The 21,821-nt window shown below is 66.1% G+C and carries 19 protein-coding genes; 12 read left to right on the top strand and 7 right to left on the bottom strand.

Annotation, left to right across the window (positions count from 1 at the left end):
* Positions 1–51: 51 nt before the first annotated feature.
* On the top strand, positions 52–1,974 hold the full coding sequence (locus ACLKOZ_RS08895; protein ID WP_436474441.1) for a glycogen debranching N-terminal domain-containing protein: 1,923 nt from the start codon (positions 52–54) through the stop codon (positions 1,972–1,974).
* Positions 1,975–2,020: 46 nt separating this feature from the next.
* Here ACLKOZ_RS08895 and ACLKOZ_RS08900 read toward each other — a convergent pair whose 3' ends face one another.
* Together ACLKOZ_RS08900 and ACLKOZ_RS08905 are read right to left on the bottom strand one after the other, a co-directional pair.
* Positions 2,021–4,024, bottom strand: a complete 2,004-nt coding sequence (locus tag ACLKOZ_RS08900) for a glycoside hydrolase family 32 protein (protein ID WP_436474752.1) — start codon at positions 4,022–4,024, stop codon at positions 2,021–2,023.
* 151 nt (positions 4,025–4,175) lie between these two features.
* Positions 4,176–4,778, bottom strand: a complete 603-nt coding sequence (locus tag ACLKOZ_RS08905) for a YdeI/OmpD-associated family protein (protein WP_436474443.1) — start codon at positions 4,776–4,778, stop codon at positions 4,176–4,178.
* A gap of 87 nt (positions 4,779–4,865) precedes the next feature.
* Here ACLKOZ_RS08905 and ACLKOZ_RS08910 point away from each other — a divergent pair, with 87 nt between their 5' ends.
* The 6 genes from ACLKOZ_RS08910 to ACLKOZ_RS08935 all read left to right on the top strand — a co-directional run bounded on the left by ACLKOZ_RS08910 (position 4,866) and on the right by ACLKOZ_RS08935 (position 10,557).
* Positions 4,866–5,633 (top strand): VOC family protein, encoded by a 768-nt coding sequence (locus ACLKOZ_RS08910; protein ID WP_436474754.1) that lies wholly within the window; start codon positions 4,866–4,868, stop codon positions 5,631–5,633.
* A gap of 95 nt (positions 5,634–5,728) precedes the next feature.
* Complete coding sequence (locus ACLKOZ_RS08915) at positions 5,729–6,268, top strand: NUDIX hydrolase family protein (RefSeq protein WP_131133519.1); 540 nt, start codon at positions 5,729–5,731, stop codon at positions 6,266–6,268.
* A gap of 86 nt (positions 6,269–6,354) precedes the next feature.
* Positions 6,355–7,326, top strand: a complete 972-nt coding sequence (locus ACLKOZ_RS08920) for a DUF6707 family protein (RefSeq protein WP_436474445.1) — start codon at positions 6,355–6,357, stop codon at positions 7,324–7,326.
* Between the two features lie 70 nt (positions 7,327–7,396).
* Positions 7,397–8,122, top strand: a complete 726-nt coding sequence (locus ACLKOZ_RS08925) for an SRPBCC domain-containing protein (protein WP_337351887.1) — start codon at positions 7,397–7,399, stop codon at positions 8,120–8,122.
* 33 nt (positions 8,123–8,155) lie between these two features.
* Positions 8,156–9,487: a tRNA guanosine(34) transglycosylase Tgt gene (gene tgt, locus ACLKOZ_RS08930; protein WP_436474447.1), complete on the top strand. Its 1,332-nt coding sequence runs from the start codon at positions 8,156–8,158 to the stop codon at positions 9,485–9,487.
* 140 nt (positions 9,488–9,627) lie between these two features.
* Complete coding sequence (locus tag ACLKOZ_RS08935) at positions 9,628–10,557, top strand: type IV toxin-antitoxin system AbiEi family antitoxin domain-containing protein (protein WP_436474449.1); 930 nt, start codon at positions 9,628–9,630, stop codon at positions 10,555–10,557.
* A gap of 88 nt (positions 10,558–10,645) precedes the next feature.
* Here ACLKOZ_RS08935 and ACLKOZ_RS08940 read toward each other — a convergent pair whose 3' ends face one another.
* Positions 10,646–11,362: a queuosine precursor transporter gene (locus ACLKOZ_RS08940; protein ID WP_436474451.1), complete on the bottom strand. Its 717-nt coding sequence runs from the start codon at positions 11,360–11,362 to the stop codon at positions 10,646–10,648.
* Between the two features lie 183 nt (positions 11,363–11,545).
* Between ACLKOZ_RS08940 and ACLKOZ_RS08945 the strand changes: the two genes are divergently transcribed.
* Positions 11,546–12,430, top strand: a complete 885-nt coding sequence (locus ACLKOZ_RS08945; protein ID WP_337351885.1) for a hydroxymethylpyrimidine/phosphomethylpyrimidine kinase — start codon at positions 11,546–11,548, stop codon at positions 12,428–12,430.
* On the opposite strand, the gene ACLKOZ_RS08950 is transcribed toward ACLKOZ_RS08945, so the two are convergent.
* The gene (locus tag ACLKOZ_RS08950; RefSeq protein ID WP_436474453.1) at positions 12,431–13,048 is read right to left on the bottom strand and encodes a TetR/AcrR family transcriptional regulator; all 618 of its coding nucleotides are present in this window, start codon (positions 13,046–13,048) and stop codon (positions 12,431–12,433) included.
* 99 nt (positions 13,049–13,147) lie between these two features.
* On the opposite strand from ACLKOZ_RS08950, the gene ACLKOZ_RS08955 reads away from it, so the two are divergent.
* Positions 13,148–13,459: a hypothetical protein gene (locus ACLKOZ_RS08955; RefSeq protein ID WP_436474455.1), complete on the top strand. Its 312-nt coding sequence runs from the start codon at positions 13,148–13,150 to the stop codon at positions 13,457–13,459.
* A 17-nt stretch (positions 13,460–13,476) separates the two neighbouring features.
* Here ACLKOZ_RS08955 and ACLKOZ_RS08960 read toward each other — a convergent pair whose 3' ends face one another.
* The 3 genes from ACLKOZ_RS08960 to ACLKOZ_RS08970 all read right to left on the bottom strand — a co-directional run bounded on the left by ACLKOZ_RS08960 (position 13,477) and on the right by ACLKOZ_RS08970 (position 18,300).
* The gene (locus ACLKOZ_RS08960; RefSeq protein WP_436474457.1) at positions 13,477–14,739 is read right to left on the bottom strand and encodes a serpin family protein; all 1,263 of its coding nucleotides are present in this window, start codon (positions 14,737–14,739) and stop codon (positions 13,477–13,479) included.
* A gap of 147 nt (positions 14,740–14,886) precedes the next feature.
* A complete protein-coding gene (locus tag ACLKOZ_RS08965) occupies positions 14,887–16,635 on the bottom strand; it encodes a pyruvate dehydrogenase (RefSeq protein WP_436474459.1) in 1,749 nt (582 codons plus the stop codon).
* 270 nt (positions 16,636–16,905) lie between these two features.
* Positions 16,906–18,300 carry an MFS transporter gene (locus tag ACLKOZ_RS08970; RefSeq protein ID WP_436474461.1) on the bottom strand — a complete coding sequence of 465 codons (1,395 nt, stop codon included), beginning with the start codon at positions 18,298–18,300 and terminating at the stop codon, positions 16,906–16,908.
* Positions 18,301–18,610: 310 nt separating this feature from the next.
* Between ACLKOZ_RS08970 and ACLKOZ_RS08975 the strand changes: the two genes are divergently transcribed.
* Genes ACLKOZ_RS08975 through ACLKOZ_RS08985 form a run of 3 tightly spaced genes read left to right on the top strand, consistent with a single transcriptional unit; the run spans position 18,611 to position 21,743 of the window.
* A complete protein-coding gene (locus tag ACLKOZ_RS08975; protein WP_337348004.1) occupies positions 18,611–19,279 on the top strand; it encodes a response regulator transcription factor in 669 nt (222 codons plus the stop codon).
* Positions 19,276–20,712: a sensor histidine kinase gene (locus tag ACLKOZ_RS08980; RefSeq protein ID WP_436474463.1), complete on the top strand. Its 1,437-nt coding sequence runs from the start codon at positions 19,276–19,278 to the stop codon at positions 20,710–20,712. The genes ACLKOZ_RS08975 and ACLKOZ_RS08980 overlap by 4 nt, the downstream gene beginning before the upstream one ends.
* Positions 20,709–21,743, top strand: coding sequence for a TAXI family TRAP transporter solute-binding subunit (locus ACLKOZ_RS08985; RefSeq protein WP_436474465.1), 1,035 nt, complete (start codon positions 20,709–20,711; stop codon positions 21,741–21,743). Before ACLKOZ_RS08980 ends, ACLKOZ_RS08985 begins: the two co-directional genes overlap by 4 nt.
* Positions 21,744–21,821 lie beyond the last annotated feature (78 nt).

Here is a 21,821-nt window from a genome sequence, read left to right on the forward strand (position 1 = left end):
TGGCCGCAGGATTCCGCGAGGCGGGAGGGCCCCGGGCGTAAGGTGGGGCGCATGAGTGTTCAGCCCGGGCTCCATCGCCAGCACTGCACCGTGGCCGCACCCACGCAGCTCTGGCTCGATGCCAACGGCCGGCTGGCACAGGATGGCTTCAGCGGCCTCCTCCATGGCGACACACGGATGCTGTGCCAGGCCACGGTGACTGTCAACGGATTCGCTCCCGAGGAGGTGACCGTGGAGTCGGCTCCCGGCGGCGTCCTCCGCGTCCGGGGACTTATCCGCGGCATCGAAGGGCACAGCTTTGATCCCGCCGTCGAGGTCTTCCAGACCTGGACAGTGACGCCAGGGGTGGTCCGCCACTCGCTGAAGGTGGGCACGTCGCTGCCCTCCCTGGACGTCGAGTTGGCAGTGACCCTGGCGGCCGACTTCACCGACATGGCAGCGATCCGCCTGAGCCAGTTTGCGACGCCTCAGCCCCCGGAGTCCGCCGATGACCACTCCCTGCGCTGGCACAATGATGGCCGCACGCTCTCCATTTCCGCGCCGGGCACCAACGGTGGCGGTGTGGCTGCCGGGGGCTTGACCGCAGATGCTTCCGCGGGTCATGAGGGCAGCAACCTCCCACGGCTCCTGTGGCACGGCACGGCCGGGCGCGGGCGGACGTTCGACGCCGAATGGCAGGCCGTGCTGGACGAGACAGAGAGCGCAGTGGTTGCGGCCGCCCCGTCGTCCCTTGCCGTGCCTGCGATGGCCCTGCCGGCGGGGCCGCTGCGGACGCTGCTGGAGAATTCGCTCGACGAGCTCGATGGCCTCCGTATGGCAACCCGCCAACTGCCGGATGCCCCGTTTATGGCCGCCGGCGCTCCCTGGTATTTCACGTTGTTCGGCCGGGACTCCCTGTGGGCGGCGCGGTTCCTGTTGCCCCTGGACCCTGGCCTCGCCACCGGGACCCTGCGCGCCCTGGCGACGCTCCAGGGCTCCGATACCGATCCGGACTCGGACGAAGAACCTGGCCGGATGCTTCATGAGCTCCGGGCCAAGGAACTGGTCCTCGAAAACGACGGGCTGCACCTGCCACCGGTCTATTTCGGTGCCGCTGACTCCACCTCGCTCTGGCTGTGCCTCCTGGGCGAGCTGTGGCAATCCGGGAAGGCGGACGATGCCGTCCGTGCCCTCCTGCCCGCAGCTCGGCGGGCAGCGCAGTGGCTACTGGCGTCCACCGGCCGGGCGGACGGTGACGGCCTGCTGAGGTACGGGAATGTCAGCGGGCACGGGGTGGGCCACCAAGGCTGGAAGGACTCCGCCGATGCCCTGCAATTCAGGGATGGGCGGCCGGCGGAGGGTCCCGTCGCGGTCGCGGAAGCCCAAGGCTACGCCCACCAGGCGGCCACTGCGACGGCGGAACTGCTGGACGCGCTTGGCGAACCGGGGGCCGCTGAGCTGAGGGACTTCGCCTCTGCCTTGGCGCAACGGTTCCGCGAGCGCTTCTGGGTGGAGGACGCCCAAGGCCCCTTCCCGGCGATGGCAGTGGATGGCACCGGCGCGCCCTTGGATGTGCCCGGCTCGAATATGGGCCACCTGCTGGGCACCGGCATCCTTGACCCCGCCGAGGCCCGCCACGTTGCAGCCCGGCTGCTGAGCCCCGAATTGTTTTCCGGATTCGGCCTCCACACCCTCTCGCACCGGGCACCGGGCTTCTGGCCCTTCAGTTACCACTGCGGTTCAGTGTGGAGCCACGACACCGCCATTGCCGTCCGCGGCCTGCTGTCCGAAGGCTTCACTTCTGAAGCCAAAGCCCTCGCCGAAGGCCTGCTCGATGCGTCTGCCGCTTTCGGGTACAGGCTGCCGCAGCTTTTTGCGGGCGTCACCGCCGCCGAATCAAGCCTGGCTGTGCCCTACCCGGCGTCCTGCCATCCACAGGCGTGGTCCTCGGCGTCAGCCGTTGTGCTGGCCCAGGCGTTGGGCGGGCTGCGGTAGCTGGCTGCGGTAGCTGGCGCTGCCCAGGCCGTGGGTGTGCCAGCTTCTATTGGGTTGCGGCAAGCGGCGTGACGGTCGCTGAGTTCAGGGAAACAGCTCCGCCGTCGCCGGCAACCGAGGCGCCAAAGGCACCCTCTTGCGGAAAGACGAGCGAGGTCAGGCTCTGCCCGCCGCCGGTGAAGACCTCCACCGAGGACCGGTCAACGTAGATGGTCAGCCTGACTTTCCCGTCGACGGCGGGACTCGCCACCGATCGGGCCTGCCGGTAGGCTTCGTCCACCCGTTCCTGGGCGTTTACGCCTGCGGCTGCATTCGGACGCGCCGGCCGTTTCGCACGCTCCCCCTTGGACGCAGCATCCCCGTCCCGGACCACAAAGGCCGTTCCATTCCGGAAATCGTAGCCCACGGTGGCGTAGGTCTCCTGGCCGCTGTGCAGCAGGACCCGTGCCTCGGCGTCGGCTCCGCCGTTCTCAAGCTCGACGTCGATTTTGAAGGCCCCGCTCCCGGGAACCGGCAGCGGCGTGCCGGCGCCCTCGCGCAACTCTTGGGCGGGCACCTGCTGAGGGGGTCCTTCCAAGGATTCCAGGGCCGGCGTCGGGGTTGATACCAGGGTGGGCCGGCCGCCGTCGGACTGCAGGCGGATGTCCCGCACCACCGAATCGGCGCCGTGCCAGCCTTCGGTGGGCAGTTGGCGGGCGTAGGCCCAGTTGTTCATCCAGCCGATGGCCTGCCGGGAGGCCTTGCGCTGCCCGTCCGTCAGCCTCGGATCGTCCCAGGTCACTGCCGCGTAGAAGTCCGCGCCGCCGTCGAGCCACTGATGCTGGTCATCCGAGGCGGTGAAAGCTTTGCCGTCCCAGGACCCGGTCCAGTAGGCCGTTCCGGTGGTCCGCCCCTCCGCGGAACCGTTGGCCCCCGCGGCCAGCACCCACGTGCGTTGGTCGGGGTCGCCGTCGACATCCAGCTGGAAGAAGTCCGGGCATTCGAGGACCCCCAGCCCGTCCCGTTCGAAGCTGGAGGCGTAGGCCCAGTCCTTGAGGTCAGTGGAGGTGTAGAACCCGATCTTGTGGCCCTCCGCGAGCAGCATGACCCACTGATTGTGGGCCTCGTCCCGCAGGATGCGGGGATCGCGCCAGTGCTCCTGGCCCGGGTTGTCCATGACCGGGTTCTGGCTGTAGCTGGTGAACGTGTGTCCCTTGTCCGTGGAGTAGAACATGGACTGCCGCTGGACGCCGTCGTCCTGTTGGGTGAGGACAGCGATGACCGCCCCTTTGCCAAAACCGGCCGTGCCTTCGGTGTCCACTACGGCGGTGCCGGTTTCGATGTCGCCGAGGCCGTTGCGGAACTTCTCAATAGCCACGCCCTCGTTTTTCCAGTGCACCAGGTCGATGCTGGTGGCGTGGAACCACTCGGTGCCGTTCCCCTCCGGGTAGTCGGCGTTGTAGAGGTAGTAGTAATGCCAGACGCCGTCGAGGAAAAACGGCCGCTGGGGATCGTTCATCCAGCGCTGCTCGGGGGTCAGATGGTAGGCGGGACGGTACCCGGGATCCTCCGCGGGCGCCGCCAGCCGCGCGTCGTCCGGTTGTGCCCATGCCCGCGGCACGCCCAGGTCCGCGAGCAGTCCAGCACGGGCCTCAGTGCTGATGCACTCCGGCAGCCGCACCTTTCCGTGGTCCTGTTCGACGGCGTCGGTTGCCTCGCTGCTGCGGAGGAAGACCTTCCCGTCCACGCGGGCACCGGCCAGCCAGCCGGCACCGCACTCGATGATCCGGACGTCCTCGGCGCCTCCAGTCCGGAGGGCCCCAACCTGCTGTTCGAGCGTCCGGTCGTTGCCCTTCAGCCACAGGGACGCGTACGTGCCGTGTTCCTTGTGTGCTGTCTCCTGGGCTGCCGAAACCTCGTCGAGGACGCGGTCAGCCGCGGCTGCGGAACCTGTCCTGGTGTTGCCGGCAACCACCAGCGAAACCACCAGGGCCAGGGCGGCCACGGCGGCAGCGACCAGCCAGGGAAGCGGATGGCGAAGGTTGAGGCGGGGGCTGATCTTGGGGAACATGCGGACCATGTTGAGCCAATCGGTCGGTAAACGCACAGGTGCCGTCCCCCATGTCGGGAGACGGCACCAGCGCTACGGAACCATCAATTCTACAGGGTTGCACGGGGCACCCTAAATCCAAGGCGTGCTACGAACCATCAGGCTGCCGCGTTCACGGAGTGTTTGCGGGGCGCTTTTTCTGCGGGTACGGCGTTTCGCCGCGGGCCAGCATGTCCACGAACCCGGCAATCCGCCTGGTCCGGGTTTCCGGCCGTTTCGCCGAGTTTGTCCGGTAGATCAGGGCGTAGCGATTCACCGAGGTGAGGACATCAAACATGGCCTGGGCCTCCGGAACGGCGGCGATTGCGGTGGCAAGGTCCGCCGGCATTTCAGCCGTTGCCTGCCCGGCGTACGCGGCTTCCCAGCGGCCGTCCGCTTTGGCACTGTCGACGGCGGCCCGGCCGGCGTCGGTCATCTTCCCGGCGGCTTCGAGCCGCTCGATCCGTGCAACGTTCCGTTCCGACCAGGGGCTCTTGGGGCCCCGGCGCGTCATGCGCTGGAAGGAGCTTTCGTCGTCGCGCTTCCTTGCCTGGCCATCGATCCAGCCGAAGCAGAGCGCCTCGAGCAGGGCCGCCTCGTAGTCCAGTTCGGTAACGCCGCCGCCCTTCTTGTGCAGCACCAGCCAGACGCCTGGACTGTCCGCATGGTTGGCTTCCAGCCAGGACCGCCAAGCGGCAGCGTCCGGCACCAACAGTTCCTCCAGTTCAATGGCCATGGACCCATTCTGCCCCCGGTGCCACCTGAAGCAAGTCATGGCATGATGGCCGTATCTGCGCCGTTCCCCGCCGTCGAGGAGAATCAAATGCTGCGTTCGCGCCCTGTCCACTTCACGTCCCGCCTTGACGAATGGGAGCGGCTCCTCACCGGATTGGGGCTTGTCAAAACCGTGGATGAGGGCTCCTGGCGCGAGTTTGACGCCGGTTCCGGACGGCTGGCGCTCCACGCGGCCGAGCCAGGTTCTGCGGAGGACGGGACCACCACCTTCGGCGTGGAGGTAGGCAACCTCGCCGAATTTGCCCGGCGCACCAACCTGGCTGGAGAAGAAGCCGGCACCACCCCCGCCGAGCTCGTCCAGGCAGACCACGGCGAATCCTGCCGCATCACCGGTCCGGATGGGTTCAGCTTCCTGGCCGATCCCGCCGCCAAGGCCGCCGATGGCACCTGGACGACCTCTGCCGAGGCGGATCCGGGCCTCGCCGTCGTCGAGGTCTGGTTCACGGAGGATCCGGGGTCCGCGGCACAGACCCTGCGCGATATCGGCGCCCGCTTCCGCCCCTTCCCCGATGACGACGAAACCGCTGACTTCGCGGCCAAAAATGGCGGCGTGCTGATGGTGCGGCCCGCCGAGGGAGCGCCGCGGGCAGGCCTGGGCTTCGAATACGACGGCGACCTTGCCGCCTTGCACAGCCGCCTCGCCGACGCCGGGCACGAGGTCCACCTGACGGAGGAGGCGTTCGGGCGCACGCTGCACGTGGCCAACCCCGACGCCGGGCCCGATGCGTCAGCGGGAGCCGGCAGTCCCGTCGGGGCGCCGCACGTTCCAGCCACGCTCTGGGTCTCGAAGCGCTGAATCGAGGGGTGGGGTTTCGCCGCCATGGACGACGCTTTACGCCGACAGCTCACTCCTCGACGGTCCGCAGCCGTCCTATGGGGTAGAACTTAACCATGAACGTTCGCACACCTGACCCAAATCCCGGCTGGCTCTCCGAAGAGGACCTCTTTGAAGCGCGCGGGAGGCTCCCCATGGTTTACGTGGAGGCTGTTCCGGTCAGGCTGGATCCGCTCGGATTCGTGAACGAAGTGGGCACGCTGCTGCAGGCTGACGAGGACGGCACCATGATCCGGTCCCTTGTCTCCGGCCGCGTGATCTACCGAGAAACCATCCGCGCAGCACTCCTGCGCCACATGGAAAAGGACCTCGGCCCGCTCGCCTTCCCGCAGCTGCCCATCAGCCCGGTCCCTTTCACCGTGGCCGAATACTTCCCGGCACCGTCCCAGACCGGGTTCACCGACGACCGCCAACACGCCGTGTCGCTGGCCTACGTCATCCCTGTGACCGGCGAATGCGAGCCCCGGCAGGACGCCCTGGAACTGACTTGGATGACCCCCGAGGAAGTGCTGAGCCCCGGTGTGCAGCTGGAATTCAGCGGTGGCCGCGGCGCCCTGATCCGCCAGGCTCTCGCGTTCGCCGGCGTGGGCTTCTGACCCTCGCGGATAACCCGGCGTCCCCGACTTCCGGCGCCCGCCTTTGTAGACTGTAGGGCGGACCGCAAGAGAACTTAAGGACTCCCATGACCGAAACCCCAGCCGCCCGGCACTACAGCGAACAGCAGGCTGGATCCCTGACCACCGGTGATGAGCTCCTGCTGCCCGACGGCGAACGCACCGCCGAGATCCAGCATGTGGAGGTCGAGTCCGACGACTTCGGCACCCCGGCAATCGTCCTCGCCAACCTATCCGGCGGTGGAACAGTGCGCATCGCCGCCGGTTCGTCGGTCCAGGTGCTGGACGCAGTGCCCGACGCCGTCGCACAGCTTCCCGTAGCCGGGAACCCCGCAGCGGAGGCGGAGGCAGCCGTGGAGGCTCCCGCCGTCGTCGTTCCTCCCCTGCCCGCCGTCCCGCCAGCGGCGACCGGCCCCTCAGAGGAGGAGTTGGCGCTGATTCCCGCTCCGCAGGGAACGCCGGAAGCCGTGGTGGAGGCCGCGGCCGAATCCCACTCGGACGCCGAGGGCGTGATGTTGCTGGCCGACAGGCTGGCCAAGGGAATCAACGTCAAATCGGGAAGCTGCCTGAAGGACCTCAGCGACCTCGCCCACGAACTGTTCATCACGCTCAAGGACCCTGAAGGCGCCCTGGCCGTGGCGGACCTGCTGAACGTCCTGCCCTATGACGGCAACCCTGGCCGGTGGGGATCCGTGGAGGCGTCGCTGGCGCTGTCCAGCTACATCTGCCGCGAGGACGGCCAGGTGGACCGCGCCAAAGTGTACGAAAAGCTGCTCCGTACGCCGGAGGCGCAGGAGACGGACCCGTTCAAGGCCCGGATGAACGCCAAAGTCCGGCAGCGGTCCCTGAATGAGCCCAACCTCTACGACAAAGAGATCTTCCGCTCGATCGACAACTCCAACCACGAGGCCGAACGCGAATGGCGGCTGCTGCGGCTCGAATCGCTGTTGTTCCTGCGGGCCCATGGAGGCTCGGAAACCATCGGCGCAAGCGAGCTGCAGCGCCGGATCAGCAACGAGCTCGAGGCCGTCCGCGCCTGACGCCGGCCACTCCGCGGACAGGGGAAAATTCCCCCTACCCGGCACTGCCTGTCAGTTGTACATTCGGGCTATGACGAACAATCTGAGCGTGGTAATAAATGCCGACGCGCCGCAGGTCTGGACCATGCTGCGCGAACCGTCCAAGGTAGCCCAGTGGCACGGCTGGGACGCCGATGACCTGGCCAAGGAGATCAACGAAATCTACTTTGGCGACAACGTGGCCGAGGCCCCGGACCACACCAGCCTGACCACCGACGGCGGGGACGTCTTTGAACTCAAACCCGTGCCCACGGGGACCCTGGTCAGCGTCACCCGGGCCGCGATGGACCACAACTCCGAATGGGCAGCGTGGGACGAGGACATCACCCAGGGCTGGCTGACCTTCCTGCAGCAGCTCCGCTTCGCGCTGGAACGGCATCCCCATGGGAAACGGCATACGACGTTCTTCCAGGTCCCCGGTGAGTCCGGTTCCGCCATCGAGAAGCTGGGCCTGTCCAACGTGCCCAAACCCGGAGAGAACTACGAGCTGACCCTCGGCACGGGTGAGGAGATCGCCGGCAAGGTCTGGTACCGGAGCAACCATCAGGTGGGGCTCACGGTCCATGGCTACGCGGAGCACGGTGACGGGCTCCTGATTGTGGCTGACCAGCCGGTTATCGAGGACGTCCGGCCCAAGGGCGGTTCCCTGGTGATCATCTCCACGTACGACCTCGGCGCGTCCAAGCTGGAGTCCATCCGGGCCCTATGGGACGGCTGGCGGGCTGAGAACTACCCCACATCAGAAGCCCTGCGCTAAGGCAACGGGGCGGACAGCTGGCACACTGGAACCGTGCCAGCCAACCCCGCCTCCGCCACTCCCCCAACAGTCCTGCCCGCTTCCGCGGCGCACGCCTCAGCCATGCCCGCTGACCAGTCGCAGTTCTCCTTCTCGGTGGGCACCCGCCTTGCCGACAGCTGCCCGCCGGCTGCCGCCCAGATCCTCGCCAACGGAGGCGAATTCCTCGGCCGGACCGGTACCATCACCACCCCGCACGGTGAGATCCAGACACCGGCGTTCATCGCCGTCGGGACCAAGGCCACCGTGAAGTCGGTGCTGCCCGAGTCCATGGCGGAGCTCGGCGCCCAAGCCCTCCTGGCCAACGCCTACCACCTGTACCTCCAGCCCGGCGCCGACATCCTTGACGAGGCCGGCGGGCTGGGTGCGTTCATGAACTGGTCCGGGCCGACGTTCACGGACTCAGGCGGGTTCCAGGTGATGAGCCTGGGCTCGGGGTTCAAGAAGGTCATCGACATGAAGTCGGTGGACACCTCAGGTCCCGATGATGCCGTCGCTCCCGGCAAGGAGCGCCTGGCACACATTGACGACGACGGCGTCTGGTTCAAATCGCATCTCAACGGGGACCGGCACCGCTTCTCGCCGGAAATCTCCATGCAGGTCCAGCACCAGATCGGCGCGGACATCATGTTCGCCTTCGATGAGCTGACCACGCTGCAGAACTCCCGCGGCTACCAGGAGGAGTCGCTGGAGCGGACCCGGCTGTGGGCGCTGCGCTGCATCGATGAGCACGTCCGGCTGACCTCTGCGCGGGTGGGAAAGCCGTACCAGGCACTGTTTGGCGTGATCCAGGGAGCCCAATACGAGGACCTGCGCCGGAAGGCCTGCCGGGACCTTGGCGCCATGGACTTCGACGGTTACGGAATCGGCGGGGCACTCGAAAAGGAAAACCTCGGCACGATCGTGCGCTGGTGCAACGAGGAGTTGCCCGAGGACAAGCCGCGGCATCTTCTGGGCATCTCCGAGCCGGACGACATCTTCACCGCCATTGAGAACGGTGCGGACACCTTCGACTGCGTCTCTCCCACCCGCGTGGCCCGGAACTCCGCGTTCTACACGCCAACCGGCCGGTACAACCTCTCCGGCGCCAAGTACAAGCGCGATTTCGGGCCCCTGCAGGACGGTTGCGACTGCTACGCCTGTGCCAACTACTCCCGCGCCTACATCCACCACCTGTTCAAGGCGAAGGAGATGCTGTCCGCCACACTGATCTCCATCCACAACGAACGCTTTGTGGTGAAGATGGTGGACGACGCCAGGCTTGCCATCGAATCGGGCCGGTTCTTCGAGTTCAAGGCCGAGACTTTGGCGCAGTACTACTCCTGACGCCCGCCGAGTTCGAGGGAGCCGCCCCAATTCGCTGTATCGCTCCAGCGAACCGGGTCTTCCTCCCGCGAACCCACGGTTTTCCACATAACGACGGCGGGCGCTTCAGCCGATCGCGACCGGCAGCGATGCTTGTTCGCATGGCAGCCATACGCACCCACTCCCTGCCGGCTCAAGGCAGTCTCTGGCGAACGCAGGAACTCCTGGACCTCGGAGTGGGGAAACGCTCAATCGCCGCGCTGGTGGCGGCTGGCACCCTGATCCGGCTCCGCCAGGGCTGCTACATCAGGGGCAGCGTCTGGATGAAGCAGTCGCCCCGCGTCCGGAACCTCCAGTTAATCCACGCCCACGCGCACGGAACGCGCACGACGTCGAGTGGCGGCGCCCGCTACACCCACACCTCGGGTGCACGGCTCCGCGGACTCTATCTCTGGAACGTTGACAACCGGATCCACTTGACGCAGCGTACGCGGCCCTCCGGGGACTGCCACGGTCGGGACGTCGTCTGCCACACGGCGGATGTGGCCGAGGCTGACCGGGCCATTGTCAGCGGCCTGCCGACCACCACCCTGGAACGGACCGCCGTCGATTGCGGTCTGCTCCTCCCATACCGGCAGGCACTGATCCTCGTGGACCACGCGCTTCGGCTGGGTGCGGACAAGACCACTCTGGGTGCTGCGGCAGCCGGGTTGGACGGTCGCCGGGGCATCAGAAACCTCCGGCGAGTGCTCGCAGCCGCCGATCCGAGCTCTGAGTCACCCGGCGAAACCCTAACCAGGGACCTCATCGCCCGGCTGAGAATCCCTGCTCCGGAGCCCCAGGTTGAAGTGATGACGCGCCGCGGCCGTTATCGGATGGACTTTGCCTGGAAGCAAAGGAAGGTGGCCCTCGAGTTCGACGGGAAGAACAAGTACTTCGACTACCGGCCAACGGACCAGGTGCTCTTCGAGGAAAGGCAACGGGAGAAGGCCCTCACGGAGGACGGTTGGACTGTCATCCGGATCGAATGGAAAGACCTGTTTCGGGAACAGGAGTTCAGGAACCGCCTGCTGCAGGCCCTGGGCGACTGACCGCCGCTGAGTTCGCGGGACCAGTCCCGGGATCGCTGTTGCGTTACAGCGAACCGGCACCGTTCCCGCTATCTCGGGAGCAGGCCGCCTACGCCGCCCCGTAACTCGGTTCCCGCTTCTTGATCCAGCCGATCACCAGGGTGGTCACGGGCACGAACAGGAACTCCACCAGGGTCTTGTACACAAAGCCCACCACCACGTAGTTCACGAACGTGCCGAAGTCGGTGATGCCAATGACGGACGCCGCGATACTGCAGAAGATCAGCGTGTCCACGAATTCGCCGGCTACCGAGGAACCCATGATTCGCGCCCACAGGGACTTCTCCCCCGTCCGGGCCTTCATTTTGACCAGGATCCAGGAGTTGATGGTCTGTCCGGCCAGGAACGCCAGCAGCGAGGCCAGGACAATCTGCGGGACGGGGCCAAGGGCGCCTTCCAGGGCTGCCTGCTTGGACGTGCCGAACTCGTCATCGAAGCCGGGCAGCGCAATGATCACCCAGTAGCAGAGCGAGGCGAACACGGACAACGCAAAGGTCGTGAAGATGGCCTTGCGCGCTACTTTGAAGCCGTATACCTCGCTGATGACGTCGCCCAGGATGTACGCCAGCGGGAACAGGAAGAAGCCGCCGTCGGTGATGATCGGGCCGATCGCCACGCCCTTGGAGGCACCGATGTTGGACAGGATCAGCACCACGGCCATAAAAGCCAGCATGATGCCGAAATACGGCGAACCGATGGAAGCGAATTTCGGCGCTGCGCCGGAATTGGTCAGGGGCAGGGCGTCAGGGCCTGAGGGGGAAGGCATGGGGTGTCCGTTCGTAGTGGTTCGCTCGGCCTCCGCTGCCTCAAGGACAGGTTCATGGGACCGGCTGTATTAGCACTGTCACCGCAAATTCTCCCACGGGTTGTGGGCCTGACCTCTGCGCGGCTGCTTCCACTGTCCAGGCACACAAAGCGGACGGACGACGCCGGATGGCAGGATAGTGCCATGACTCCCGTTGCAGCCGATGTCCAGTCCCCAGCAGCCGCTCCCGCCGTTGTCCTGACAATCGCGGGCTCCGAGGCCACGGGCGGAGCCGGCGCCCAGGCCGACCTGAAAACGTTCCAGGAACTCGGCGTCTTTGGCATCGCCAACCTCACGTGCATCGTCTCGTTCGACCCGAACGACAGCTGGAACCACCGCTTTGTGCCGGTTGACCAGCAGGTGATCGCGGACCAGCTCGAAGCCACGACGGCGGCGTATGGTTCCGTATTGGGCGCGGCGGATGAGGTCACGGCTCCCTCGGGCCGGCCCGTCCTGGACACCGTGAAGATCGGCATGCTGGGGAGCCCGGCAACCATCGGCACGGTGGCCGCAGCCCTGAAAAACGGCAACTTCCGCAACGTCGTGCTGGACCCTGTCCTCATCTGCAAGGGCCAGGAGCCGGGCCACGCCCTGGACACCGACCAGGCCCTGAAGTCGCAGATCCTGCCGCTGGCCACTTTCGTCACGCCCAACCACTTCGAGGCGGAGTCCTTGTCCGGCCTGGAGATCACCGATGTCGAATCGCTCAAGGCTGCCGCAATCCGCATCCATGAGCTCAGCGGCGCAGCGGTCCTTGCCAAAGGCGGGGTGCGGCTGGAAGGCCCGGACGCCGTCGACGTTTACTACGACGGCGGGACCCTCGAAGTCCTGAGCGCTCCCAAAGTGGGCGAGGTGGCGGTGTCGGGCGCCGGCTGCTCGCTCGCCGCGGCCGTAACCGCGGAGTTGGCCAAGGGCGCTACGCCGCTTGAGGCTGCCCGGGCAGCCAAAGACTTCGTCACCGCGGGGATCCGCAACAGGGTGGCCTCGGGGGCTCCGTTCGACGCCCTCTGGCAGGGCGGGCCGCGCTAGCTACCGGATTCCGCTGGCAGCTTCGTCCACCCGAGCCTCTTCCAGCAGCGCCTCAGCTAACAGCGTGGCCGTTCGCACGATGAAAGCCCGACGACGGTCCAGGCGGTCCGGAGCGGAGCCAGCCAACAGTGCATCGATCTGGGGCAGGACCGTCCAGCCATCGCACAGGGTCACGATGGTGATGATGAGGTCGGCTGCATCCGTGCGGTCGATCCCGGGCAGGACTGCCAGCATCTGGCCCACTTTTACGGCGCAATGGTCCGCGCGCGTGGCCCGGTCCACGGTGTTTTTTCCGCGTTCCAGGCCTTCCCAGAACAGGAGACGGGCCAGGGCGCCGTCCTTCGTGTGACGGTCAAAAAGTTTCCCAGCGTATTCTCCGACGGCCGCTGCGCCGTGCCCCTGAATCGGCACGTCCGTCATCACCCGGACCAGCTCAGCGGCCAGCACGGCATCAAACAGCTCGTCCTTCTTGCCGAAATACTGGTAGATACGCTCCTTGTTCACACCAGCCGCTGCGGCGATGCTGTCTACCCGCGCGCCGGCGAGGCCCTTCTCGCTGAACTCCTCGGTGGCGGCAGTCAGCAGCAGGGCTTTGGTGCGGTCAGTGTTCCAGGCCATGCCACAATCCTACCCGTTTCCAACTAAGTAGTTGCACTTTCTGGCCACACGGGGTTAGTCTCTTTTTTATCAAAAGCAACTAACTAGTTGGAGTTAGCCATGAATGCCAATCTCACGCCCGCAACTGCTGAACCCTCCACTGAGCCAGCCCACGTCTCGGCTCCGCTTCTGGTTCCGCCCGCCCCGTCCATCCACGTCCGCGCCGTCATCACCTGGCTGGCCATCTTCCCGCTGGTCGCCCTAGGCATGATGGCGGTGGCACCCCTGACGGAGGGCTGGCACCCGGTGCTCCGCGCGCTGGTCCTGACGCTCGTGGTTGTTCCAGCGGCCGTGTACCTCGTCCTGCCGCGGCTTTTCGCGGGCTACGGCGCCGTGATGCGCCGACGCAATAACCGCAAGGCCGGTCAGTAGGCTCGGCCGGACCTCGGCTACCGTGGGTCCGCCACCTTTCCCATAAACAGCGGCAGGCCGGTCCCGACATGCACAATCTGGTAGTGGAACGGCCTGTCGAAGCTGATGGACCGTGCCGGCTCGGGCGGGACACTGGTGGCCATGCCGTTGATCTGCGTCACAGCCGCAGCCACCGTCCCCTTTTCTGCCACGGTGATGTTGGCGTCCTGTGCGGCCTGGGTGATCATCAACCCCTGCTGGATCGCGTCAAAGTCGCGGGTGGTGTTCAAGGTCTTCTCCAGCCCCAACTGTTCCAGAATGGCCCGCACGTCAAAGTGGCTCTTGTGGTCCCAGGCAGGAAGCGCAAGGTCAACGTCCTCAGGGTTCGCAGCATCGAGGGCACGTGCCACTTCCGCCAGCCGGTCCGCCTTGAGGGCGCCAGCACCGCCGTCGGAATCCTCGGCCGGAAGCACCAGCCGCATCACGAAACCCTCACCGTAGGGCAAGTCCACTGCTTGCCAGCCGGGGCCCTCGGCATAGGCCATTTCCTGCATGTTGTGCATCATGGGGACATCAATGGTTCCCCCGGCTGCGGTGGTGAACGGTTGGTCTGAAGTAGCTTCAGCGTCGAACGGGATGTCCCAGGCGGCCGCGAAGTAGACGGCGTTGAGCAGGCTGAAGGTGTTGTTGGGGTCGTAGGGAGCGGGTGCTTTCTCGATCCGGCCGCCGGTGTTTTTGTTCACCCACGCGTCGATCGCCGGCTTGGTGACCGCCTCGTCGCGGAAGTCCACGGGATGCACGCCGGCCCCGTAGTGCTCCGCAAGGGCATCAAGATAACCCCGGCCGGTGGGAACGTTCTTATCCACAAACAGGCCGTTGGCAGTATGGACCAGTGGTTTGGCAGGCGGGTTCTCCTCGTCCACTGAGCCGGGGTCGCCGTCGTACTCTTCCAGGGAGGCGAGCAGCGCGTTCATGGCCTGGTCCCGGTCCGCCACCGGAAGTCCCAGCACGGCGTCCATTTCTGCGGCTGCCTCCCCGGACGCGCCGGCCCGCAACATGGCAAGGGCAATCAGCAGGCTGCCCGGCGATGCGATGACGTTCCCTTCGCCGCTGGCCAGGAGGGCGTCCCCCAGCCTCAAGGCGGAATCCCGGAACGTGGCCAATTCCTCCGGGAAGGCCTCACGGTCCACCGAGGCCCGTTCTACGCCGTCGGCCGTAAGCAACTCCGGCGGCGCCGGTGCTGCACACGCCGCCAGTCCCATCACGGCACCCAACGCGATTGCCCGCTGAAATCGAAACATCCCTGTAGCCTCCCCCGGCACACCATGGCGGGAATCCGCCTGCTCCCAGTGAACCAGCGACGGCGGCGGCAGGCGATGCCTGTAGGGTCACGCTTTGCATTCATTATGGTCTCGCCGAGCCCGGGACGGTGCGCCAGCCCGTGAACGCTAGCTGCGCGGAATGTTCCGCAGGTTGCTCCGTGCCATGCTGACGGCTTCGCCGGCGCCCCGGTTCAGGACCACCTTGGACATGGCCGTGGCGAAGCCGACGACCTGGGATCCGGAGATCTTCGGCGGCAGGGACAGCGCGTGGGGATCGGTGATCAGTTCCACCAGCGAAGGGCCCGGGTGCGCGAACGCCTCGCGGTACGCCGCCTCGATCCTGGCGGGGTCGGTGACGCGGACTGCGTGGAAACCCAGGGCCCGGGCGACGGCGGCATAGTTCGCATCGGGTACGTCAACGCCGAAATCGGGCAGGCCGTCCACGAGCATCTCCAGCTTGACCATGCCCAGCGTTGAATTATTGAAGACCACCACGTTGACGGGCAGTTTGTGGGCCGCCACGGTGATGAGCTCGCCCAGCAGCATGGACAGTCCGCCGTCGCCGGAGACTGACACCACTTGGCGGCCGGGGAAGGCGAGTTGCGCGCCGATGGCGTGGGGCAGGGCATTGGCCATGGAGCCGTGCAGGAACGAGCCGATCAGCCGCCTCGTCCCCAAGGGGTTGATGTACCGCGCTGTCCACACGTTGCACATCCCCGTGTCCGCAGTGAAAACCGCATCCTCGGCAGCCACCTGGTCAAGCAGAGAGGCAGCATATTCCGGATGGATCGGCTGTTTCTTCTCCACCTTGCGCGTGTAGGCGCCCACGGACTTGTTCATCAGCCGGTCATGCTTCTTGAGCATCTTCTCAAGGAAGCGGCGGTTCTTTTTCGGCGCCAGCAGCGGCATCAGGGCAGCCAACGTGGGCAGGACGTCGCCATGGACCGCTATATCCACGTCTGTCCGGCGGCCCAGTTTGTGGGCGGCACGGTCCACCTGTGCGGTGCGCGTTTCGGGCAGGAACTGGTCATAGGGGAAGTCGGTGCCCAACAGGATCAACAGGTCGGCGTCCTCGATCCCCTCCGCAGCGGCGCCGTACCCCAGCAGGCCGGTCATGCCGATGTCGTACGGGTTGTTGTAGTGCACGAAGTCCTTGCCGCGGAGGGTGTGTCCAATCGGTGCCTTGATCAGTTCGGCCAGGGCCACCACTTCGTTGTGTGCCCCTTCAACGCCGGCGCCGGCGAAGATGGCCACTTTCCCGGCCGCATTGATCGCGTCCGCCAGGTCCCGGACACTCGCAGGATCGGGGGTTAGCGTGGCGCGCCGGAACGTTGCGGGCAGCGGCGTCGTGGCGGTAGCTTCCAGGCCCGCGATGTCGCCGGGAAGGGTGACGACGGCGACTCCCCCGAGGCCCACGGCATGCTGGATGGCGCTGTGCAGCACGCGCGGCGCCTGGTCCGTGGTGCTGACAAGCTCCGAGTAAACCGAGCACTCGTTGAAGAGCCTGTCCGGGTGGGTTTCCTGGAAGAACCCGCTACCGATCTGCTTGCTGGGGATGTGGGAAGCGATGGCCAGCACGGGGGCGCCGGACCGGTTCGCGTCGTAGAGTCCGTTGATCAGGTGAAGGTTGCCAGGCCCGCACGATCCGGCGCAGACCGCGAGCTTCCCCGTCAGTTGGGCTTCGGCAGCCGCGGCGAAGGCAGCAGCCTCCTCATGCCTGACGTGGATCCAGTCGATCCCGCCTTGCCGCGAGCCGCCCGTTTGACGGACGGCATCAACAATCGGGTTGAGGCTATCCCCCACAATTCCGTAGATTCTCTGCACACCGGCAGCCTGGAGCTGTTCGATGAGCTGGGTTGCAAGTTCCTTGGCCATGAGTGCACACTCCCGCGAACGGCTGGATCAGCTGTCAGGTTGAGCAGCCGACAAGGCCCAATATAGTCCGGCCGCCTGGGCGAAAACGGCGGCAGCGCAAGCCCCGCCCGGACCGTGCCCCTCCTCTCCCGGGACGCTCACCCACTTAACGCAGGAACCGAGAGAGCGTCCTGGGTGGTGGGGGACGACGCCGGGTGCCGGCACAGTCCCGGAAGGAACCGCTGTGCCGCCCACCCGCCGTCGAACCTCCTGCGTGTTGAAGCTGAGGCGCTAGGCGTCCACGAGGTCCTTGTCCTTGTCATCGTCCTTGCGGGCTTCGGACCAGGCATCGCCCTGTTCCCGGTCCAGGTGCGTGGCCTTCTTGTTCCGCAGCGCGAAGATGTAGACCACCAGGGAGATGGCGATGGCAACGGTGACGTAGGTGAAGAACAGATCCACGCGTTCGGCCTTCTGGAACGCGGCACCGAGCAGCGGGACCGTGCCGCCGAACAGCGAGTTGGCGATCGCGTAACCCAGGCCCACGCCGAGGGCTCGGATGGAGGCGGGGAACAGCTCAGCCTTCACCAGGGCGTTGATGGAGGTGTAGCCGCCAACGATCAACAGGCCGCCCATCATCAGCAGGAACGCAGTGAACGGGTCCTTGGTGTTGGACAGTGTGGAGAGCAGCGGCCAGGTGAACAGGACGCCGGTGATGCCGAACCACAGCAGCAGCGGCTTGCGGCCCACCTTGTCCGAGATCAGGCCGTACACGGGCTGGAGCAGCATGAAGATGAACAGCGCCCAGAAGTTGATAACCGAGGTATCGGTCTTGGCGATGCCGGACGTATCGTTCATGAACTTCAGGATGAAGTTGGTATAGGTGTAGAACGCCACCGTGCCGCCGAGGGTGACACCGATGCAGATCAGCAGCGGCTTCCAGTACTGCGTGAACAGCAACTTCATGGTGCCGGGCTGCGCAACGCCGGCCACCGCGGGTACCTTCGCGGCTTCAACCTGCTCCGCGGAGACTGTTTCCTCCATGGAGCGCCGCAGCCAGAGGACAACCAGCGCGGCCACGCCGCCGATAGCGAACGGGATACGCCAGCCCCACTCGGTCAGGTCGTCCTTGGGCATGACGTTCTGGAGGATGACCAGAACCAGCAGGGCCATCATCTGGCCGCCGATCAGGGTCACGTACTGGAAGCTGGAGAAGAAACCGCGGCGCTTGGACGTGGCAGCCTCGGACATGTAGGTGGCGCTGGTGCCGTATTCGCCTCCCACTGAGAAGCCCTGGACCAGGCGGATGAGGATCAGCAGCACCAAGGCCCAGACTCCCACCTGTTCGGTTGTGGGCAAAAGCGCGATGGCGAAGGAGCCGGCGGACATCAGCGTGACACTCAACGTCAGCGCGGCCTTGCGGCCCTTGCGGTCGGCATAGCGGCCGAAGAACCAGGCGCCGAGGGGACGCATCAGGAACGACGTCGAGAACACGGCCATGGCCTCCAGGCCAGCTTGCAGCTCGTCCTTGGAGTTGAAGAAGTGGGACTGGAAGTAGGCGGCGAAGACTGTGTAGACGTAGAGGTCGTACCACTCCACGAGGTTGCCCGCTGAGCCTTTGAGGATGTTGCTGACTGCCCGCCGGGTCTGGGCTGACTCACTCTGGATCCCGGTTTGCTGGGTGCTCATCGCTGGACCTTCCTGGCCGGCTTCGCCACAGGTCCCCGTTTTACTTTCTTGCTGTCCACGGCAACGTTGCCCATGGTTCCTCCTCGACATTGATGGTCCCGGCGAAGGCCAGGGACCCCATCCAAGCTATGGGTGATCCACCGCACAACCAACGCTGGAGCCGAAGTCCTAACACTTCCTTAGGTTTTGCCCCAATGCCTCGCGCTGAAAACTGGTCCCGCCCAGCGCAGGGCGGAATATCGGCGAACGGGGTAATCTCCAAAGGCGGACTGGGGAAGAAACGGCCGCTCAAACGGAACAGGATCAGGCAATGGATGTGCTCATCGTCGAGGACGACGACGCCATGGCGTCCGCGCTCGACGCAGCCGTGGTTTCCGCCGGACACACGGCCTCCCGGGTTGCCCGCGGAGCTGACGCGCTCCTGGAGCACCGGCGCTTTGGAGTCATCTTGCTCGATTTGGGCCTGCCGGACATGGACGGACTCGACGTCCTGCGCAAGCTTCGCCAGGTAACACCCGTCCCGATCCTGATTTTGACAGCCCGCGACGACGAACGCAGTGTGGTACTTGGCCTGCGGTCCGGAGCGGATGACTACCTTGTCAAGCCGGTGAAACTCGTTGAGCTCCTTGCCCGCATCGAAGCGGTCACCCGGCGGGCGGGCCGCGCGAGGGACAGCAGGCAGCGGACCATCGTGCTGGGCGGACTCGAGGTGGACCTCGAACGTCGTGTGGCGGCGATCGGTCCCAGGGTCCTGCCCCTGACCGCCACCGAATTCGACCTGCTTGCGCTCCTGGCGGGCCACGCCGGTTCAGTGGTCACCCGGGAGCAGATCCTGGATGCTCTATGGGGCGACGCATTCCTTGCCTCCTCACGATCCCTCGACGTGCACCTGACAGGCTTGCGCGCCAAGCTCCAACTGCCCGGCTTCATCATCAACGTCCGGGGCGTGGGCTACCGGGTCGAGGCGGATCCGGCGTGAGGCTGCGCGTCCTCGGAGTCCTGAGTATCCTGTCCGTCCTCATCGTCATTTTCGCCTCAACGGCGATCCTGACGTCGGCCAGCCGGGAGCTGACCCAGGAAGTACAGATCAACCGGGCAGCCGCCCTGAACCGCCTCGCGCAGGTGGCCTTCGACGCCGCGACCGAGGGAGGGGACCCCACACAGCTGCAGACCGAGATGGACAGGTACTCGGAACTGTACGGAGAGGGGGTCCTGATCCGCCTCCAGGCAGGCACCCTGCGCTCGGGCGGACTGAGCGAGGAGAGCCCAGATGTCCGCGATGCACTGGCCCGGGCCAGCCTCAACCTCAACGACACCGCCCTGTCGCCGCTTCAGCCCTTTGGAACAGGCTCCGAGGTGATCTCCCGTTCGTTCGGCAGTGCCAGCCAGGTTCTGGGCGAGGCCGTACTAAAGGTCAACCTGGATGCCGCGCGGCTGAAACTGCGCGAGCGGTGGCTCCTCGTCGGAGTGGCCGCAGCCGCCCTCGCTGCGGTGCTCCTCCTCGGCGCCGCCCGCGTAACCGGCTGGGTGCTGCGCCCTGTGCACCGCCTGAATGCGGCCGTGACGGAGCTTGAGGCAACAGGCCGGACCGGAAATCTACCTGAGGCCGGACCGCCGGAACTGCGGGAATTGAGCCGTTCCTTCACCAGAATGGCGCGGACGGTCAGCGAGAGCATCGACTCCCAGCGCCAACTGATTGCCGACACGTCCCACCAGCTACGAAACCCGGTGGGTGCACTGCGGTTGAGGATCGACTTGCTACAGCTTGAACTGCAGACCGCCCGGGAAAAGAAGGCGTCGGACGGGGTCCTCGCCGAGCTTGAGCGTGTGGAGGACATCCTCGACGGCGTACTGCGCCTCGCTGCAGCGGAACACCGGGCATCAGAAGACTCGGCCGGAGTCCCGCCAAGAGCCTCCTCGCACGTGCTCCCGGCCGTTGTGGACCCTTACGCGGTCCTGCAGGAAGAAACCGAACGTGCTGGCCCGGCGGCACGGCAAAGCGGGGCCTCGATCCTGCTGGACGGTCCGCCCAAGCCCGCGGTGCACATAGCCTGCAACGCCGCAGAACTGGCCCAGATGGTAGGCGAGCTGATCAACAACGCCATCAAGTACGCGGCCGGTGCCCGCATTACGGTGGCCGTCCGCAGCCTCCCGGACGCAGTCGCCGTCGAAATTTCCGACGACGGTCCCGGGCTTTCCGCCGAAGACCGGGCTGCTGCCACAAGCCGCTTCTGGCGCTCCCCAAAGCACCGCAATATCCGTGGCAACGGTTTGGGCATGACCATTGTGGACAGGCTGGCGCGTGCCAACGGTGGCCGGCTGCTGCTGGCCGGGGCTTCCCCGCACGGCCTGATCGCGCGCCTTGAATTTCCGCGTGCCGTGGCCGGGCCGAGTGAGGATGGCCCGTCGTGACAGATCTGGCTTACGCCGCCACTGGCCACTGCGGCCTGCCGCGGAGGCGCACTGCCCTCAAAGCAGGACTGGCTGCCGGCTTGGCTGGGTTGTTGGGCCCGGCCCTCAGCGGCTGTACGCGCCAAGACCGTCCGGGCAGTGTCACGGTCGCTGGGGGTGAGCCGGGGGGCTTCTACCTCGAGTTCGCCACGCTGCTGGCTGCGTCCCTCCAGCAGCATGGGGTGGCGGATACAGCTTCGGCTCTGATAACCGGCGGCAGCCTGGACAACCTGGGGAAACTGCTGGCGGGGCAGGCCACGTTCGCGATCGCGCTGGCGGATGCCGCGGCCGAGCAGTTTGGAGCAGATGGCAAGTCGGCCGCCGGAATCAGGGCGCTCGGTCGGGTCTATGAAAATTACGTCCACTGCGTGGTGCGCAAGGACAGCGGCATCCACGATCTCGCCGCCCTGGCCGGCAGGACGGTTGCCGTCGGCGAGCCCGGTTCGGGGACATCGCTGACCACACCCCGTCTCATTGAAGCGGCGGGACTGGCCACCGCAACGGTCGGCACGGGCCCAACGTCCGCCGTCGAAAACTTAGTCACCGTGCAGAACCTCGGGCTCAACGATGGCCTCGCGGCGCTGCAGGCCGGAGCAGTGGATGCGCTGTTCTGGTCCGGTGGCGTGCCTACGGCAGCCATCGCTGGAAGCAACCGGGAGGCCGCCCTGGAACTCCTGGACCTGTCGTCATTGCTGCCGTCCATACGGACCCGGTACGGCCCGTACTACGACCGCGTGCTGATCCCTGGCGGGAGCTACGACGGGATTCCGGCGGTGTGGACCATTGGCGTGGCGAACTTGCTCCTCTGCCGCAACGACCTCGATGACCGGACCGTCAGGAGGACCGTTGAACTGCTGGTGGGGAACGCCGAAGAACTCATCCCGCGCTCCAGCCTGGGGGTCCAGTTCCTGAGTCCGGAGTCGCTGATCAACACTGCCGGCCTGCCGCTGCACCCGGCAGCTGCTGATGCGTACCGGGAACTCCACGGCTGACCCGAACGCTCCTCGCATTGAACTGGTCCCCGAAAGTTGGACTCGTAGATCCGAAGCTGCAGCTACGTGGGCTGGGGC

Origin of the sequence: Arthrobacter sp. R4, assembly GCF_051365025.1 — a bacterium.
Lineage (GTDB): Bacteria > Actinomycetota > Actinomycetes > Actinomycetales > Micrococcaceae > Arthrobacter.

What these genes read in the sequence shown, in the direction of transcription:
- ACLKOZ_RS08970 (WP_436474461.1), bottom strand. Translation starts at nt 18,300, where the DNA reads ATGAGCACCCAGCAAACCGGGATCCAGAGTGAGTCAGCCCAGACCCGG.
- ACLKOZ_RS08920 (WP_436474445.1), top strand. Translation starts at nt 6,355, where the DNA reads ATGACCGAAACCCCAGCCGCCCGGCACTACAGCGAACAGCAGGCTGGA.
- ACLKOZ_RS08900 (WP_436474752.1), bottom strand. Translation starts at nt 4,024, where the DNA reads ATGTTCCCCAAGATCAGCCCCCGCCTCAACCTTCGCCATCCGCTTCCC.
- ACLKOZ_RS08935 (WP_436474449.1), top strand. Translation starts at nt 9,628, where the DNA reads ATGGCAGCCATACGCACCCACTCCCTGCCGGCTCAAGGCAGTCTCTGG.
- ACLKOZ_RS08915 (WP_131133519.1), top strand. Translation starts at nt 5,729, where the DNA reads ATGAACGTTCGCACACCTGACCCAAATCCCGGCTGGCTCTCCGAAGAG.
- ACLKOZ_RS08895 (WP_436474441.1), top strand. Translation starts at nt 52, where the DNA reads ATGAGTGTTCAGCCCGGGCTCCATCGCCAGCACTGCACCGTGGCCGCA.
- ACLKOZ_RS08940 (WP_436474451.1), bottom strand. Translation starts at nt 11,362, where the DNA reads ATGCCTTCCCCCTCAGGCCCTGACGCCCTGCCCCTGACCAATTCCGGC.
- ACLKOZ_RS08925 (WP_337351887.1), top strand. Translation starts at nt 7,397, where the DNA reads ATGACGAACAATCTGAGCGTGGTAATAAATGCCGACGCGCCGCAGGTC.
- ACLKOZ_RS08945 (WP_337351885.1), top strand. Translation starts at nt 11,546, where the DNA reads ATGACTCCCGTTGCAGCCGATGTCCAGTCCCCAGCAGCCGCTCCCGCC.
- ACLKOZ_RS08965 (WP_436474459.1), bottom strand. Translation starts at nt 16,635, where the DNA reads ATGGCCAAGGAACTTGCAACCCAGCTCATCGAACAGCTCCAGGCTGCC.
- ACLKOZ_RS08960 (WP_436474457.1), bottom strand. Translation starts at nt 14,739, where the DNA reads ATGTTTCGATTTCAGCGGGCAATCGCGTTGGGTGCCGTGATGGGACTG.
- ACLKOZ_RS08905 (WP_436474443.1), bottom strand. Translation starts at nt 4,778, where the DNA reads ATGGCCATTGAACTGGAGGAACTGTTGGTGCCGGACGCTGCCGCTTGG.
- ACLKOZ_RS08910 (WP_436474754.1), top strand. Translation starts at nt 4,866, where the DNA reads ATGCTGCGTTCGCGCCCTGTCCACTTCACGTCCCGCCTTGACGAATGG.
- ACLKOZ_RS08950 (WP_436474453.1), bottom strand. Translation starts at nt 13,048, where the DNA reads ATGGCCTGGAACACTGACCGCACCAAAGCCCTGCTGCTGACTGCCGCC.
- ACLKOZ_RS08975 (WP_337348004.1), top strand. Translation starts at nt 18,611, where the DNA reads ATGGATGTGCTCATCGTCGAGGACGACGACGCCATGGCGTCCGCGCTC.
- ACLKOZ_RS08955 (WP_436474455.1), top strand. Translation starts at nt 13,148, where the DNA reads ATGAATGCCAATCTCACGCCCGCAACTGCTGAACCCTCCACTGAGCCA.